Source organism: Arthrobacter sp. MMS24-S77 (genome assembly GCF_054888235.1).
This window is the reverse complement of sequence record NZ_JBTZRN010000001.1, coordinates 1129616-1145974: the sequence shown is the minus strand read 5'-3', so window position 1 is coordinate 1145974 and position 16359 is coordinate 1129616. Positions and strand designations below refer to the sequence as shown.

The 16359-nt window shown below is 61.5% G+C and carries 11 protein-coding genes; 6 read left to right on the top strand and 5 right to left on the bottom strand.

All coding sequences use genetic code 11. The features are described from left to right. Window positions 1-13 precede the first annotated feature (13 nt). Both ACX5I4_RS05245 and drmD read right to left on the bottom strand, forming a co-directional pair. Window positions 14-2563: a hypothetical protein gene (locus tag ACX5I4_RS05245; RefSeq protein ID WP_461835733.1), complete on the bottom strand. Its 2550-nt coding sequence runs from the start codon at window positions 2561-2563 to the stop codon at window positions 14-16. Continuing rightward, complete coding sequence (drmD, locus tag ACX5I4_RS05240; protein ID WP_461835732.1) at window positions 2563-5769, bottom strand: DISARM system SNF2-like helicase DrmD; 3207 nt, start codon at window positions 5767-5769, stop codon at window positions 2563-2565. The genes ACX5I4_RS05245 and drmD overlap by 1 nt, the downstream gene beginning before the upstream one ends. Window positions 5770-6315: 546 nt before the next feature. Between drmD and ACX5I4_RS05235 the strand changes: the two genes are divergently transcribed. The 4 genes from ACX5I4_RS05235 to ACX5I4_RS05220 all read left to right on the top strand — a co-directional run bounded on the left by ACX5I4_RS05235 (window position 6316) and on the right by ACX5I4_RS05220 (window position 12532). Then, window positions 6316-7524: a DUF6361 family protein gene (locus ACX5I4_RS05235; RefSeq protein ID WP_461835731.1), complete on the top strand. Its 1209-nt coding sequence runs from the start codon at window positions 6316-6318 to the stop codon at window positions 7522-7524. After that, window positions 7517-8494, top strand: a complete 978-nt coding sequence (locus ACX5I4_RS05230; RefSeq protein ID WP_461835730.1) for a hypothetical protein — start codon at window positions 7517-7519, stop codon at window positions 8492-8494. The genes ACX5I4_RS05235 and ACX5I4_RS05230 overlap by 8 nt, the downstream gene beginning before the upstream one ends. A 98-nt stretch (window positions 8495-8592) precedes the next feature. After that, complete coding sequence (locus ACX5I4_RS05225; protein ID WP_461835729.1) at window positions 8593-9396, top strand: hypothetical protein; 804 nt, start codon at window positions 8593-8595, stop codon at window positions 9394-9396. Continuing rightward, complete coding sequence (locus ACX5I4_RS05220; protein WP_461835728.1) at window positions 9386-12532, top strand: helicase C-terminal domain-containing protein; 3147 nt, start codon at window positions 9386-9388, stop codon at window positions 12530-12532. The genes ACX5I4_RS05225 and ACX5I4_RS05220 overlap by 11 nt, the downstream gene beginning before the upstream one ends. A gap of 208 nt (window positions 12533-12740) precedes the next feature. Here the strand turns inward: ACX5I4_RS05220 and ACX5I4_RS05215 are convergent, their stop codons facing one another. From ACX5I4_RS05215 to ACX5I4_RS05205, 3 genes are all read right to left on the bottom strand, one after another. After that, on the bottom strand, window positions 12741-13616 hold the full coding sequence (locus ACX5I4_RS05215) for a protein NO VEIN domain-containing protein (RefSeq protein WP_461835727.1): 876 nt from the start codon (window positions 13614-13616) through the stop codon (window positions 12741-12743). 145 nt (window positions 13617-13761) lie between these two features. Then, window positions 13762-13965 (bottom strand): NrtR DNA-binding winged helix domain-containing protein, encoded by a 204-nt coding sequence (locus tag ACX5I4_RS05210; RefSeq protein WP_461838655.1) that lies wholly within the window; start codon window positions 13963-13965, stop codon window positions 13762-13764. A 448-nt stretch (window positions 13966-14413) separates the two neighbouring features. Further along, window positions 14414-15226: a nuclease-related domain-containing protein gene (locus ACX5I4_RS05205; RefSeq protein ID WP_461835726.1), complete on the bottom strand. Its 813-nt coding sequence runs from the start codon at window positions 15224-15226 to the stop codon at window positions 14414-14416. 79 nt (window positions 15227-15305) lie between these two features. Here ACX5I4_RS05205 and ACX5I4_RS05200 point away from each other — a divergent pair, with 79 nt between their 5' ends. Together ACX5I4_RS05200 and ACX5I4_RS05195 are read left to right on the top strand one after the other, a co-directional pair. Beyond that, window positions 15306-15527 carry a hypothetical protein gene (locus ACX5I4_RS05200; protein ID WP_461835725.1) on the top strand — a complete coding sequence of 74 codons (222 nt, stop codon included), beginning with the start codon at window positions 15306-15308 and terminating at the stop codon, window positions 15525-15527. Window positions 15528-15565: 38 nt separating this feature from the next. Continuing rightward, entirely contained in the window at window positions 15566-16333 is a 768-nt protein-coding gene (locus ACX5I4_RS05195; RefSeq protein WP_461835724.1) for a DUF6994 family protein, read from the top strand. The last annotated feature ends 26 nt before the right edge of the window (window positions 16334-16359 follow it).

Below are 16359 nucleotides of genomic sequence, written 5' to 3'. Positions count from 1 at the left end.
GCCCTAAGGAGTGCTAGAGATAAATTCTCATAGGCCGCGTTGAGAGCGTTGCCAGGCTTCCCCCAACCTTCAGTCCCGCAGCGACGATCCCGTCTGCAATTGTGCGGAGGCGGTCCGTAACCGCCTTCGACTCCGCAAGAAGCGCCTTCTTATGTTTGGCGCTCCGCTGCGGGTCGAGCTCGGCTTGGTCGGCGATGGGAGTGGAGAGCTTCGCACGGATGTCAGCAGCTTTTTGCAGTGGGGTATCCACGTCCACGGTGAAGCCAGGGTTATTTAGTCGTCGAGCTGACGGATTGATGTGTAGCCCGCGAAGCTGTTTGACGTCGGTCAGTCCCAGAAGTGAGTTTCCGTGGAGAACCTTGTCATCAACAAAGCTGAACGGCTTCTTGGGATCAAGCGACACGAGCCATAGCGAAAGCTTACACATCTCAACTGCCATCTCGTTGATGTCAGCTCCGTACAGACACTGGGAAACCACTTCTCGGATGGCAAGATTGAGGTCGCGGCCGGTGGTGTCCCCGCTAGCCGCCGATTCCTGCTGCCAAGCTTCCAGCAACCGCTCGCCCAAATATCGCGCTGCGGCCACGAGAAAGGCTCCAGAGCCGACAGCGATGTCCGCAATACGTAGATTCAGGATCTCCGTCGAGCTCTTGAGTTTCCAGGCCTTCGAATCCGCCGTCTGCAGAGGTCCCGGCTCATAACAGAGCGGCTGCAGGGCATGAAGCACCACTTCCTCGGCCAGGGACCGGGGGGTGTAGTGTGCGCCCGCGTTGGCGCGTGATTTAGTTTCCTGGACGACGAGTCCGCCCTCGCACACCACGAAAGGGATGCCGCGGAGGTCGCGTCGGATAAGACTGCCCCAGCTGGCGATCTGATTGCGCCGCTCGTCATTTTCAACCAGATGGCGGATCTTGAGGTCAACTGCCTCATTCTGGGTGGTGTCAATGGCGGCCAGGATTTTGGTCAGCTGTGCGGGCGACTTTGCCACGGCACTCGGCTGATCAGTTTTCCAGAATTCGATGAGTTTCTTTGCCATGGCGGCATCGTCGCCGTCGGACGCCCGGTAAAGCTCTTCCAGCTCGTCGATGAATATTTCGGGTTCCGACCCCGGCTTTCCCACAATGCCCAGGACGATCTGTCCTTCGGGCACCCGCGTGCACGTGTAGCCCAGCAAACCTTCGTAGATGTAACCGATTTGCTCCACATCAATGTCTCGGAAGGAAAGCTTCTGTCGCGTGACTGTCCGGCCGCTACCGGTTTCGGCGTACTGAACGGACCGCAGGACTTCCAGCATGACCCTGTCGTTGACACGAATGGCCAATCCAGCCGTGCCGGTCCCTTCCATCCATGGGAATCGCTCCGGGTCAAACAGTGAACCGCCGTACGCCGGCATACGGACATCATCGAACGAAGCCCCTTCGTAAAGCGCTGCACTTGCCGCCAAGAGGCGGTGCCACACCTCGGTCCGCTCCAGTGACTCGTCGCCATCGTAACGTCTGCGTTCATCCAGTTCGTCCAGCTGGCCGGCCATAGAGTAGGCCGTTCGGTACATCTCCCCATTCGGCATGAGGCCTCTCTCCTCGGCAAAGAGCAGAAAGACCACACGCATCATGACCGTTACGGCAGCTTCATAGGCGTGGTGGGTCTCGGCCGGCAGCGGTTCGGGCAGCCCGAGCTTCCGGGCGTTCAGCGAGCTTTCGGAGAAGGCCTGGATCAACAGTTCGACGGCGCCGCGGACCTGGGTTCCCAGGGACTCAGTGATCTGTTCGGCATCGAGCAGGCTGTCGCCGATGAGGGCGTCAAGCCGCTGGCTTGCGTCTGCCCCTGAGAGCGATTTGAGGCTGACTAAGTTGACGTACGCGTCCCGGGTGAGAAGGTCGCTGGCCCAGTTCAGCCCATCAGTGATGCCGCTGCCTATGGTTGAGACCCTTGTTGTGTTCGTGCGCGTGTCCGCCCAGACGACAGACCACCAACGTCCGTCCGTGACGATGCCGCAGGCGATCTCGGCGTTTCGCAGCATCTCCCCCATCCGGTCGATGAGATTCGCAGACCAGCCGTCCTTTCCATCTTGGCGAAGACTGTCCACCGGGTCGCCGGTCAGAAGCAGAGCGTATGGCTTGCCGTCCCTCAGCAGGCGGCCGCTTGCTGAGGTAGTGACGGCGCCGTTGGGGCTGTGAGCCGCGAATTCGGCGCTCGGGCCTGCATACGTTTCGAGCCTATCTCCCCACTTCGCCAAGTCCTTCAGGACAAAAGCGACCCACTCCCCCTGGATCTCGCGGAAAAGTCCCTCCTGGGCCTCGAGTCGCTCCGTGGCTGCCGACAGGCCGCTTAGCGCGTTCAGGCGGGCCGCGTCCAGGTCGTCGTAGGCCTTGACGAAATCCGCGAAGCGAAGTCTAAACGCCCCGTGCGCCTCGGCGGAGAGCCGAGGGACCACGTCGCCCCAGGTCTTCTTGGCTACGGGAATCGAGATGAACGGACCTTCAGTGTCAAATGCCTTAATCCAGGCTGTATGCGACTCTTGGGCCTTTTTCTGCAGTGATTTGCGTGCTGCAAAATTCATCATTACTTGGCCCACCTTTGCTGGGCTTGCACAACGGTTAGCTTCGCGTCTTCGGGAGTGAGAGCAAATACAACGGCGGCCGCCAGCGTTTGCGGACTCACATCCTGGTAACGACGCTCCACTGTGGCAAGCTCCTTTTCCTTTTCGCTTTCCAGCGCATCGAGTCTGACCCTGATGCGGATAACGTCCTGTTCCCGTTGCCGCTTCTCGGCGTCGTCCCACAGCGGGATGTTCATGTCCTCTTCTGCTTCCTTCAGACCTCTCAATGTCCCCTGCAGGGTGTTCTTGAAGCGGCTGAAAATTTCATCGACCCTCTTGCGGTCCTCGACGCGCCGGGACTCCAAAGCTCCACGGACCTTGTCAGCGCGTTTAGCCGCAGTCTCATCCACAATCTGTTGGACGCGCTGCTTCATGGACACCGATTCCGCCTCGCTGTTCCAGATTTCTGCCAAGGCGATCCGGTGCGGTTCCGGTGCCGCCACCAGGCGTCCAGCATCGAGCGCGTCGGCAAGCAGCTTCTCCACGCTGCCCTGCGCGATTGCCTGGCGGCGGTTGAGCCGTGTGGCTGCGAAGAAAACTTCCTCGTGAAGCCTGAGACCGCCTTTGCCCACCAGTACGAGGCGACTTGCAGCCGAGACGAAGGACTCCTGAAGCCCCTCAACCACTACCGCAGTAACCCGGCTGATGCGCGCCTCAGGGTTCCACATCTCGGAGCGGAGAATCCGGGAGGACCGCTGGACCATGGGATGCCCCAAGTGGACATGAACGAGGTCTTTGTCCTGTTTGGCTCCCTCCGCGTCAAAGGTAATCTTCCGCTGAAGGCCAGGATTGAGGCGCGTGGCCAGCGCATCAACGGTTCGTGACCAGCGCGGTTCCAGCGTGGGTACAGTGAAGGACAGTGCGTCTGTGTCCTCGCTCCCCGCGTCCTTCAACGGCGGTTGGCGATCCAGCTCGAGTGCGGTTGCCACAACCCGCTGCAGATTCGCCGGAGTCAGGTGCAGTTCGCTGCGGTCCTTTTCCAGCCCTTCTTCCAAGTGGGTCAGTTTGCGGTTCAGCTCTTGGCCGCCGGCGAGCATCTTGTTGATGGTGTCTTCGGCTGTATTCTTCTTCGGCGCTACTTTGGGGATATCCCAGCCGCCGAGCTGCCGCTGGATGTCCGGGGCAACTACTTCGTTGGCTGAACCCAAGTCGTTCCGGACCCGCGCAATCTTGTCGGCGATGCGGGCAAGGAACGCCGCATCTCCGCCTAGAAGTGCCTTAGACTCCCCTACTGGCGTGAAGTGGAAGACTTGGGGATTGTGAGTCTGGCCGTACCTGTCGATTCGGCCGATTCGCTGCTCCAGCCGGGTGGGGTTGAAAGGAATATCGAAGTTGATCAGGCGGTGACAATGCTCCTGCAAGTCGATGCCTTCACCGGCGGCGTCGGTCGCCAGCAGAATCCGAACCGGCTGCTCCGAAGGCGGCGCGTTAAACCGTGCCCGGATCAGCTCCCGCTCTTCCTTGTCAGTCGCGCCTTCAATGACCTCGAGCCTGCCATCCGTGTACCCGTTGCTCTGCAGCACGTCCCGGACCCAATTCAGGGTGTCCACGTACTCGGTGAAAATCACCACGCGTTCATCGGTCCACAGCTTGGTGCCGTTGGGACCGGCGGTGCGGCAGACGCCGTCGAGCCATTCCACAACGGTGTCCAGACGCGAGTTCGCCCGGCCTTCGTATTCACGGCCCCATGCGGCGAGCTCCTGTAGGAGGTCCCGGTCCTCGGCCGACAGCATTTGTCCGGAGCGCGCGGCTTCCAGGGCCTGCATCTCCGGGTGTTCCAGAAGGCCTTCTTCTTCGTCCGCTGCCTCTGACCCGAGGGTTTCGTCGTAGCTGGCGGACTGGTTGGCGAACTTCCAGTCGTTGGTGGAGACGAATGCTTCCGCGGTCATGGCGAAGGCAGGAGGGGATGAGAAGAAGCGCTTCTTGAGCAGCAACGTCACGAGGTCACTTGAACCGGTCCGCTGCTTCGCGGCCTTGTCCCGCCTCGTGGTGAACTCAAGCAGGCGCTCGTAAGCGTCTGCCTCGTCCTCGGTCGGCGTGTAGGGAAGCGCTTTGACTTCGCGGGCCTTGAATCCCTTTTCCGGAAGGTCATCCTTCCTGCGGCGGATCGCGACGGCCTTGAGTGCCTCCTGGTCCAAGGCCGCGCCGCGTGCGAAACGGCGGGGATCAATCATCTCCAGCAGCGCAGTAAACGACTCCGCATAGCCATTGTGCGGGGTGGCGCTGAGGAAGAGCCGGTTCTCGCAGGCTTCAGCGAGCTCGCGCACTGCGATGGTCCGCAGGCTGTCCACCGCGTAGCCGCCGCCTCCCTTGCCGGACGGCGACGATGGTGCCACGTGGTGAGCCTCATCCACCACGAGAATGTCGAAGGCGAACTGCCTGGCGTTGGTTGGGTTCTTGACCTCTGAGTAGATGTTGCGGAGCATCCGCTGCGCGCGGGGCTGGGAGAGCCAGGCCATTGACACGATCGCGCGGGGGTACAGGAGGAAAGGGTTGGCCTGAGGTCCGTAGGCCTTCTGCACGTCAACAATGGATTCGCTGTTGATGATTTCGAACCGGAGACCGAATTTGTCTTCCATCTCGTCCTGCCATTTCAGGCAGAGGCTCGGCGGGCAGACGACGAGGACGGTGCGGGCGCGGTGGCGGAGGAGAAGTTCCTGGACGACGAGACCAGCCTCGATGGTTTTGCCCAGTCCGACGTCGTCGGCCAGCAGGAGGTTGGCTCGTGAAGCCTCGAGAGCTCGACGCAATGGATCCAGTTGGTAGGCCTCGACGTTGGCTGCGCTTCGGAATGGGGCCTGGAACTGCTTGGCGTCCGCAGATGTGACTGCGCCCCAGCGGAGAGCGTCAATGAACGCGGCGAGCGTCTCAGGATCGTCGAAGCGATCAGCATCGATCTTGTCCGGCAGGTCCTTGTTCGGGACGAGCATGCGTCCGGGTTCAAGTTCCCACACAACCTTGAGCTCGTGCCCCAACCGGTCGTCTTCGACGGATTGGAGTGCAACGGCATGCTGGCTGGACTGGATGCCTTCGTCTGCCGGGCTGCGTGTCAGTCCCTGGCGCTGGACATCAGTGACGACCCAACGAGACCCTCGGACCTCAACAAGCTGCCCCTCTGTTGGAACGCCGGTCACTTGTGACGTCCCAGTCACGACGGCATCAACGCTCATGTACAACCCCCATGTAGTTTTTCTCGCTGTTCGGATGCCAGTTTTGCATAGACACCACGATCTTGTTGACATTGTCCGCCCGGCAGTCGTTGCCCGTGGACTCCCTCAGAAGGATTACCTCAATGACTGGCAATAACACCAAAGCTGGCAGTCTGCAGTCTGGCCACGTATCAAGATAGAGAATCCACGTGCTGTGACCACGCAGATGTGACGGCCGCTCCTGGCCTCCGCCTTTACAAACTCGAGCTTCTGACTGTGCTGCTCCCACCCGTTGACGACATGCTGGGAACTCAGGTCCCCGTGGACGAGGAGAGAAACCTTTCGCGACAGGTCATCCTTGTAGGTTGCCCCGGTATCTTCGAGCATCTCAATGAGTTGGGGGCGGAAGATGGGTTCCCGCTCGGCTGTTCCGCACAATAGCCGCGTTGGGCAGATGAGTCTGGCGTCGGAGCGCCGTAACTTGCCAAGTTGATGATGAAATGACACTGCATGGCGAACGTACGCTGCATAAGGCCGGCGTGAACAGGAAAGAGACGAACGAACCATATGACCTCCCTCATTTCCTGGCTCGACGCGTCCACCGAGGAAAACTCGAAGATGCGCGAGCTCGTGAAGCTCTTTGGCACGCCGGAAACCATCGATGATCTCGGGATGGGACAGCTTCGCGACGCGATCAGCAACAGCCTGTTCCCCGGCACATCTGTGCTGCATCTGGGCGCCCGTTACCTGCTCCTGGTCCCCTGGGCGTTCCTTAGCGCCCACCGCGGCACAAGAAACCCCGATGACTTGCGGAAGCGTTCAGAGGAATCCGAACGGCGGCTGATTGATCGACTCAAGGCTCTCGGCGCGGAAGGCTACATCGGAAGCGACGCCGGCAGGAACGTCCGGCAGCTTCCATCTGCTGCGTACTGGTCAGCGCTGCGCCGCTACGGGATCGTGAACCCCGAGACAGACCGCTCCGCCGTCGCCCAGCTCATGTGCGCAGACGTTCCTACCCCTGAAGAAGGTGAAACCGGCTACTCCGTCTGGAATCAGACTCTGCCGAAGCCACCGGCAGGCTTCCCCGAGACGGAGGACCGGGGTCTCACGCTGTCCCACGAAGAGGCGAGCTGGCTGCAGGAACGCATCCTGAGCACGTGCCCCGGCACCATGCTGGCCCACGTCGTAGGCTCCGATGTCAGCCCCACGCCGGGACTCTGGGCGCCCTGGCTGGACCCGGTCTGCCAGAGCGCAGAAGGCGAACCTGCGCAATGGCTCAAAGACGCAGAGGCCTTCTCCTTCATCCACAACGGCGCCAGCATCCTCTACCAGCACCTCCTCGCCGAGCTCTCCATGAGGACATTTTCCGCCGGCGGGGAAACAGCGGAGCCAACGCAGGAACTCCTCGCAGCGTGGGAGGACCAGCGGGATGGTAGGCGCGATCTCCTCGCCGGTTGGGACGTGGATGATTACCTCGCGCGCGCCACGGCACTGAACCGCGGCATCAACATCAACACCGCCGACTTCGCCCGGACCATGGCCGAGGCAGCCATGAGCCCCGTCAAACTGATTGACAACGCGGAATTCCGTGCCGCCGTCGAAACCCGGGAGAAACTTATGAAGAAGTCCAACTCGCGGTTCCGCAACGAACGCCGACTCCGCGCCTGGCAGCCACCGGCCAGGGTGGGCGCCCTGGCCTTCCGCTGGACGCAAGTACGCCGGAATGTCCTGGACATCCACGCAGGACTTGCATTGGAAGGGCAATCGAATGCTTGAGGCAGCAAACAGGCAGGCACTCACCCAGCAGTTACGCCCGCCGTCAGGATTCCGGCTCTCCCACGCGGTAGGCACTACCTTCACCCTGGACATGACCAGCGCCCTCTCGGTACCGCTGAGCTTCGTGGCAGGTTCCGGAGAGGAATTCACCAACCCCGTGGCGGTGCTCAGCGCACTGCGCAAAGTCTCCGACCGTGTCGATATCTTCTGCCAGGCAGGTCACATCAAGGCGCCCTCGGACGCCTCTGACCTGCTCGCGTTGCTGGAGCCAATGGTTCATCAGGTCAGTGTCAAGCCCTGGCTGTTTCACCCCAAGATCTGGCTCCTTGAATTCGAGAACGACACCGAGCGCCGCTACCGCTTCCTCTGCAGCAGCCGCAACCTCACCACCGATGCCAGCTGGGACCTCCTTGTCCGTCTGGATGGCGAACCCGTGCAGGACACCGAGAATGCTGGCATTGACAGCGGGCCTCTGGCGCGCTTCATCGCCGGGCTGCCCGACCTCTGCACAGTAGTGCCCGACGCCCGGCGGCTGGCCAGGGTGCGCGGGCTCGCCTTGCGCTTGGCCGACGTCCGCTGGGACCTGCCGGAGGACATAAACCGCCTGGCCTTCCGGCCGATGGGCATGGGCGACGAGTTCGAACAAGGCTCGATCGTGGCTCACCTCCGCGACCCGGAGAACTTCATCGCACTCAACAAGAAGACTGGAGACGCCGCCTTCCTGGGCCGAGACAAGCTGGTTATCTCGCCTTTCCTCGATGACAGGCTGATCGGTCGGCTGCAGGACCGTTGGACAGAGAATCTCTACGTCTACTCGCGGGGCGACCAGCTGGACCTCCTGAACGAGAAAACGGTGGCCGATTCCCGTACGTCTTTCAAAGCCTTAACGAGCTCGGTGTCCCCGAATCGTCGGAGTCAGGGCAGAACGACACCGACGAGTCCGGCGTCCAGAGGGTTGTCGATGATCTGACCGGCCTGCATGCGAAGGCCTACTTCTGCGACTACGACCACTTCACCTACGCGCTCCTAGGCTCGGCGAATGCAACCGAGGCTGGATTCACCAGGAACGTGGAGTTCCTGCTGGAAATGCGGGGAGCCAAGAAACGCCTGGGGGTGCAGCGCATCCGAGAAAGCCTAAAGGACGTTCCCTTCGAGGATTACTCGGGCAGCGGAGGCGAAGCCCGTTCCGAAGACGATGTGGCTGTCTTCCGGCTGGAGAATGCGCTGCGGGACGCTGCAGCCCAGCAGTTCCTCCTCGACGCCATCCCCGACGGCGACGCGAAAAACACGTTCAAGGTGACCGTCTGGCATGACTGGTCGCCCAATCCCGAGTTCCACGCGAAGCTTCGGCTCCTTTCACTCCCCCAGCCGAGCGCCGTCGTCGAGCCCTCTGGCGGTCACCACGAACACGTTTTCCACGCCATACCGCTCGCGGACGTGACCCCGTATCTGGCGCTCACTTTGGAGGACCCGGAAGCCGGGCTGTCCAAGAGCACTGTGATCCAAGGCAGCCTGCGTACCGACCCTGCTGGACGGCTGGATGAGATTATTGCCCGCCAGCTGGACGACCCGCAAAAGCTCCGGCACTTCCTCCTGTTGTTCCTCACCCCGGAAGATGCCCTTCCCAGTTCGGGGACTGGCACGGGATGGTTCGCCGGCTCGGGGTTCGGAGACGGCTCCACCGCGGGACTCTTCGAAGCGATGGTCGGCGCGATGGCGGGTCCGGACGCCGGCTCTGTCTTCCCGGATTTGAAAGTAGTGATGGACCGGCTGCTCGCCCTTCGCGGCGATGACCCGGAAATTCAGCAGCTGCACGCGCTGTGGACGGCAGCCACCGAGGCATTGGAGATAGGGGAACTTCATGGGGTTTGATGCAACTCTCGCGCTAGACGGCCTCCGTGGCTTCCAGCGCCGCACAGTGGAACACGTCTTCAAGCGCCTCTATCTGGATGACCAGCCGGCGGATCGCTTCCTCGTCGCCGACGAGACAGGTCTGGGCAAGAGCATGGTGGCCCGCGGCGTCATTGCGAAAGCCATCGAGCGACTCGACCAGCCGGATTCCGGCGTGGAACGGATCGACGTCGTCTACGTCTGCTCCAATGCCGATCTGGCCAAGCAGAACCTCGACCGGCTGAACGTCACCGGGCAGAAGGACATCATTGAGTCCGGGCGGCTGACGCTGCTGCCAACCGAGCTGGCGAAACTCAACGCTCCAGCCGGATCGGGGACCCGGAAACGGGTGAACTTCATCTCGCTGACGCCGGGCACGTCCTTCAACGTCAGCAAAGCCCCCGGCCAAGCCAGGGAGCGCGCGGTGTTGTTTCGGATCCTCCAGCAGCTTGGGATTATCAGCCAACAGCGTCATGACGACGCAATCGAGCTCTTGAGGTCCGGCGCGCGGGCCCCTGGCTTCAACTGGGAGGTCAAGAGGCTGGTTGAGCAGTTCCCTGACGGATTCGCAACGGCCGTGCGCGACAAATTTCTTGAGCTCGCCAATAGCAGCGGAAATCTGCCGGCATTTGAAGATTCTATGCGCGATGCCCTGACGGACGGAGCGGAGGCTGTCCGTCCCCGGATGAGCGCCATCATTGGCGGGCTCAGAGGAGACCTGGCCCAGGCCGGGCTGGATTGCCTGGAACCGGATCTGATCATCCTGGACGAGTTCCAGCGCTTCCGTGACCTCCTATACACCCCCGGTTCCGCGCCGGACGACGAGGATCCCGCAGCCGAGCTTGCGCGCCAGTTCCTGAACTACAAGGGTGCCAAGCTCATCCTGCTTTCGGCCACGCCATACAAGGCGCACACCGGAGCGAACGAGGAAAGCGGCGACGACCACGCTGCAGACTTCCGGCAGCTTCTGCGATTCCTGAGCAGCGAGCGTCCCGGGTACATGGAAAGCATCGAGACGGATCTGGACAGTCGACGGACCCAGCTGCTGAAACAACTTACCGACGACGCGCTGACGCGCCGCATTGAGGACGGCTTGAAACTGTTCATGACCCGTACCGAGCGGCCACAGCTCGGTAAAGACGACATGCTCGACGTCATCCCGATGCTCCCCACGGATGTGCGCGCGCGGGACCTTCAGAGCTACCGGTCCCTGGCCGCCTTGTTCCGTGCCACGCGCGCGGGAAATCCGATTGAGTACTGGAAGTCCGTGCCGATGTTCGCGCATTTCCTCACTGACTACAAGGTTGGCAGGATGCTGGATGGCCGGATTCAGTGTGACCGCCAGGCCGTTGACCCAGTACTGCCGGCCCTGTCGACTATCGACCCCGATGCATATCGCCGTTATGGGGCTGTCGAGACCGACAACGCCAAGTTCCGGGCCGTTCGCGAGCACACTATCGGCCAGGGCTGGTGGAGGCTGCTGTGGATGCCGCCGTCGCTCCCCTACATTCTGCCGGACGGTCCCTTTGCCGAGGCCGGACCCGTGACGAAGCAGCTGGTTTTCTCAGCCTGGAATGCCGCTCCAACGGCCATAGCGACGCTACTGTCCTATGAAGCCGAGCGTCAGATTTTGGAAGGCTCGGAGCTGCACGGTGAAAACACGGCAGAAGCTCGCAAGCGCTTCCGCGGCCGACTACGGTTCCGCGTCCGCGACGGTGAACCGCAGGCCATGTCCACGCTGGCGCTCTTCATCCCCCATGCCGCCATTGCGCTCGAAGGCGATCCGCTGCGACGCGCCTCCTTGGCGGGATCTCAAGTATCTGGGTCCGCCTTACGGCAAGCCGTGGCAGAAGCCGTCAAAACTATGGTGGGCGGTGCCGAAGCTGACCCCGCCAGCCGCCTCGGAACCTGGGCATCTTATTTCTCGGTGGCGGGCGCGCTGCCGTCAGAGTGGAAGAACGATGCCAAGTTGGCCGTACGAGAGCTGCGCAAGCTGGACGAGTACACCCAGCAACTCGGCAAAGCGTCGGACTCGGACGGAACAGACCAGGAAGCTGGCTCCGAGGCCGGGCTTTACTTGGCCCATATTGAACGGATGCTGGAGGCCTCCGGCGGTGAGCCGACCGGTTGGGAAGACGGACTTGAAGACCTGGCTGTAAACTCCCCCGCCAACTGCCTCTTCCGTGCCCTGAAGCGCGTGGTGCCAGTCGAATTCGATGGTACCGAGCTATGGAAGGCCGCGGTGTTTTCGGCAACCGGCTTACGCACACTGTTCAACCGGCTCGACGTCTCGGAGCTGCTCGAAAAGCTCTATCCCGAAGGCGCCTACTGGCAGAAGGTCCTGCGCTATTGCGAAGCCGGCAACCTGCAGGCGGCGTTGGACGAGTACGTCTTTCAGCTCCGAAGCCAGCTGGCTCTTGGGACGATCACCACGGAACAGTTGTGGACGCTGGCCGATGAGATCCGACGCTCCTTGTCCCTCAAGCCGGCACAGATGCTCGCCAAGTACCCTGGCACTCCTGAGGAACTCCGGATGGGCGTCCGTTTCGCCGTGCGGTACAGCAACGCCAAAACGGACGACGGCGACAATAACCGCATGCCCGACGTGCGCCGAGCCTTCAACAGCCCGTTCTGGCCGTTCGTTCTCGCATCTACATCAGTGGGGCAGGAGGGCATCGATTTCCACTGGTGGGCGCACTCTGTCATCCATTGGAATGTGCCCGGCAATCCGGTCGATTTCGAACAGCGCGAGGGACGAGTGCACAGGTACCTGGGCCATGCGGTTCGGAAGAATGTTGCTGATGCCCACGGTTCAGAGGCTTTGAAGCCGGGGGTCACGAACCCGTGGGAGACGCTGTTCTCGGTTGCCGCGTCTGGGATCGCTGCGCAGCCGGAGGATTCCAGCACTGAGTTCGCCCCGCATTGGATTCATCCAGGAAAACACAAGATCGAGCGGCGGCTACTGGACCACCCGCTGAGCCGTGATGTGCCCAGAACCAAGCACATGCTGGCTGGCCTTGCGAAGTATCGGCTGACATTGGGGCAGGCGAGGCAGGGCGATCTTCTTGGGCTGATCAAGGAAGGGGCGGAGATCAAGCCGCTGAATTTGCGACCGTGAAGCGTGGCGGTGTCGACACTTCGGCGCAGAGCGTTCAGGGAGCGAGCGGTGTCGTGACGCCCTGCGCAGCGCCTGGCCTTGGCGCACCCGAGGAAATGATTGCAGTCATCATGTCTGTGCTAAGTGTCGTGCTCGTCGCCACACTTGCCGGTTGGAAGCCGCTGCCTGCACGAGCCTGAGGCGGCGGAGTGGTTGCTTGATAAACCATTCAGATAAATGTCGCGCTCGACCGTTGCATTGGCGCCGCTTCAAATGTGAGAGCGTCTAGCCTGCAGGACTTCTCCAGGTCTCCCGGAAGCCGATATAGGCCCGTGCCCTTAGCCGAACCGAATCCGTACAGTCGATAGAGATGGTAGAGCTCAGGAGCGGCGGCAGAGACCCGGACTTCCCCTCGGGTGACGAAGAAGGGCACATCAATCGCGTACTTGGTGGTCTTGACCTCGATCCACTTTTCGCGGCCTGTGGGATCAAAGGAAAGTACGTCATAGCCAAGGCCATCCCCCTTCGTTTGCGCCACGTGCTCAACGCGGTCTGCGAGCTTCGTTCGTCCGATCCCGTGAAGGAAGGACTGCTCTCGCCTTGCCACGGCCAACTCGCCCGCCAATCCAAGCGCTTGGTTGGCTGCTTCCAGTTGAAGATAGTCTCGCTTGAATGGCCTCGCCATTCCCCGGCCGTGAAGAAGATCAGTAATGACTTCCGTCGGAGCAGGAGATTCCCGCACGATATCAACGACCCCCACGGGAGCGCGGTCCGTGAGCTTGGAATCAAGCATCATGTCGAGCGACCCGCGACGACTCAATTCAGCTAGAACAGATTCCACAAGACTCTGCTGATAATTTGCTAACGGGGACAAGCCGCGCAGATGCGGGTAACCCAGGCCCACCAACACTGCGCTGATATTGCTCATTTTGCGTTCTATTGAATTCACATTCCGCGAAGGGAACCGGTCGGAAAGCTCACGATACACACCGGCCTTGACGAAGGGTTGCCCCTGAACGTCCATGATGAACATGTCGAAGTATCTCTCAACTGTGGCGTCAACCTCGTTGCTTATCCACGGCTTTCCTGTCTCCCCGGTGATCATTCAGCCAGGATATAGCGTTCATCGCCATGCCTCACATAACTCCTGACGCAATCACACCGCTGCCGAATGCTGGGAATCCTCCCAAAGTCACCGACTGACTGCGCGCAATCTGCGCACAATTTGGTCTGACTCGGTTTCTACCGATCTATGCTCTCGGGCGCACCCACCCTCGCGTCCCATCCGACATCTGCTCCGTCCCGACAAGTTTCGGCTCCATGAACCTCCGGAACGTGTCCCGCATCAACGTCTCCCCCGCCACGGCCTCATGCAGCGTGCGCAAATCACGCAGCGTGAACGGCTCATCTAGCAACGCACCAGGATCCGGCAGCTCCGCGTAAGCGGCCCGCATCCATTCCACGGCCTTCGCCACGATGTCCGCATGACCGCACGGCAACCCAGCCACGACGCTAGGTTCCCCAGCTCCTGAAGCCAGCCTGACGCCGTCGGACGCTAACGCCTCCCCCAGCGCCGCCAAAGGCACCACATCAACGTGCGCCACAGAGAGCACCCAACCGCGGTCATCCCGAGCGGGATCATCGAAGACCTGCAGCTGCCTCGGCACCCGGCCCGAGGTGCCCGTCTTCTCGCTGAGGCACCTCAGAACCCCGTCACTCAGCCGCTCGCGTTCGCGAAGGAACGTGCCCGGCAGAGCCCACTCCCCTGCCCGGTCGCCGTACTCGCGGTGGGCGGGAAGTCGTTCTGTAGTCGCTCGGTGGCGTGCTCCCGGACTTAGTGTCGTCTTGCATCCCATGAGTTGCAGAACGGGTAATCGAGACGTTCGAAAGCACACCCTGACGTCACGCAGACTTGAACCGCGAGGCCAACGACTCACGTGTAGCGGCGACATCAACGTCGCCGGCTGTCTGCTCTGCTAGTACTTTGGCTAGGCGTTTCGGCCAGAGAACGTGAATGCCGCCCGTGGCGAACGCTCCCCCGATCAGTGGCCAGTCGGCTTCGACGAAGCACAGCGCCCCGGTGACCGGCACATCCCCGACAAGGTCGCGTACGAGCCCGACCTGTTTGAGCACCCCGTCGACCAGGTTCGTGCAGTCGCGCCCGCCGACAGTAAGCTTCTCGACGCGAGCCCGAAGGATGCCACCCTCGATCTTCAGCTCGGGTCGCCCCTTGTACCGCTTGGCATCGATCACCCAGATTCCACCGGGAGTGATGGCTATGTGGTCGATGTTAGCCTTCGAGCCGGGGATGCGGCGGTCGTGAAGGACCGCGATGTCATCGGCGGCCAAGGAATCGAGCCGGGCCCCGAGGCGTTCCTCGCCGATCGCACCCTGGTCCCAGGCTTTGGTGCTTTGCCGCTCGTCGGAGAGCGCGACGGCAAGGCCACCCAATCGGCCCCATTTCGCCCGGAGCCTCTCTTCATCCTTGGCCTTGCGGCGCTCGTACTCACGTCGCGCCGACGACCCGGCTACTCCGGACTCCGTGGGCGATGAAGGTTCACCGGGTGGCTCCGGATCCGGGGACTTAGCCTCGGGGATGCATTCCAGGCAGCGGACGGTCCTCGTCTCGCTCTCATAGATTGCTTCCGTCCCGGCGGGAAGAGAGGCACTGCACAGCCGACACTCCCCGGCGTACCGGAGCCTCATCTGCTTCATGAGGATGCACTCTGGATCACCGGAACGAACCCGGTCTGCTTATAGATCACGGCGGTTAGGCCGCGGATGCGCTTTTGCCATGGCTCAATCCTCACCCACGGCAGGAACCTTTTCGGGGGTGCCGCGCGCACCGGCATCCAACGAGGTAATCGCCACCCTGATGACCATCCAGCAGGTTCGCCAGACGTGCGACCACACTGAACTCGCGACCGTGGTGGGTAATTATCGTCCTTTGGCACTACGTGCGCACGGCGTGACGTCGAATCTCGTTCTACGGTTCAAGCACTTCATCGGCGTGTAGGACACCAGCCCGTCGGCCGTTCCTGCTAGTTTCAGTTCATGGGCGAGCTGAGAGAGATTGACGTCGACTACAACTTCTTCGATGACACTCCAGCGGGCAAGGACCCCGACAGTCACAGCCCTACACTCCGGCGATACCACCAGCTCCTCTGGAGCAAGCCGCTTCCTGACGGGCGGCCGTTCGAGCTTCACGCTGGGCGCGCTCGCTCACCGTATCTTGTGTATGAAACAGATGTCACGAGAATCGTTCTCGGAAGCGACACGATTGCGACCCGGCATCGGAGGAAACTGAGCCACCTTTACGCGCAGCTTCCAGACGAGGTCAATGATGCGTTCCTGCGACGCTCTTACACGATCTGCGGTTTCATGATCTTCCCAGTCTCGCGAGGCAGTCTCAACCAGAATCGAGGCACTCATCCGCGGATCCAAGACCGATGGGACTTGACCCTCGAAGCGATCCGGCGCTTTTACGAGGGTGGCACGAGTCCCTTGGCCACGACCATGGATCGCTATGACGGCTTCTTTGCGCTGTTCGGATCCTTCGCCGGATACATCGATCATTTCCATCTCGGCGACTTCGTGGATGCCAGTGGTGCAGTGCGCTTCTTGCTCCCCTTCGACAACTTCAAGTCGCCGGCGCTGCCCTCCGACCTGCCAACCTACGCGCGTTACCGCCTGGACAGTCTGGAATTATTTGAGGCACGCCGCCTGCGCATCCTTAACGCGACCAGGCAGCAGCCTCGCAAGAACACAGAGACCGAGGTCGGTCCGATTACGCATAGAGCCACGGCCACGACTGTCAAATAATTGTCCGACTCCTCCCGTACGGTGAT

Bases quoted from the DNA above. Each gene is read 5' to 3' on its own strand.
- ACX5I4_RS05235 (WP_461835731.1), top strand. From the start codon at position 6,316: ATGACCTCCCTCATTTCCTGGCTCGACGCGTCCACCGAGGAAAACTCG.
- ACX5I4_RS05215 (WP_461835727.1), bottom strand. From the start codon at position 13,616: ATGATCACCGGGGAGACAGGAAAGCCGTGGATAAGCAACGAGGTTGAC.
- ACX5I4_RS05230 (WP_461835730.1), top strand. From the start codon at position 7,517: ATGCTTGAGGCAGCAAACAGGCAGGCACTCACCCAGCAGTTACGCCCG.
- ACX5I4_RS05200 (WP_461835725.1), top strand. From the start codon at position 15,306: ATGGCTCAATCCTCACCCACGGCAGGAACCTTTTCGGGGGTGCCGCGC.
- ACX5I4_RS05245 (WP_461835733.1), bottom strand. From the start codon at position 2,563: ATGATGAATTTTGCAGCACGCAAATCACTGCAGAAAAAGGCCCAAGAG.
- ACX5I4_RS05195 (WP_461835724.1), top strand. From the start codon at position 15,566: ATGGGCGAGCTGAGAGAGATTGACGTCGACTACAACTTCTTCGATGAC.
- ACX5I4_RS05210 (WP_461838655.1), bottom strand. From the start codon at position 13,965: ATGCGGGCCGCTTACGCGGAGCTGCCGGATCCTGGTGCGTTGCTAGAT.
- ACX5I4_RS05205 (WP_461835726.1), bottom strand. From the start codon at position 15,226: ATGAAGCAGATGAGGCTCCGGTACGCCGGGGAGTGTCGGCTGTGCAGT.
- ACX5I4_RS05220 (WP_461835728.1), top strand. From the start codon at position 9,386: ATGGGGTTTGATGCAACTCTCGCGCTAGACGGCCTCCGTGGCTTCCAG.
- drmD (WP_461835732.1), bottom strand. From the start codon at position 5,769: ATGAGCGTTGATGCCGTCGTGACTGGGACGTCACAAGTGACCGGCGTT.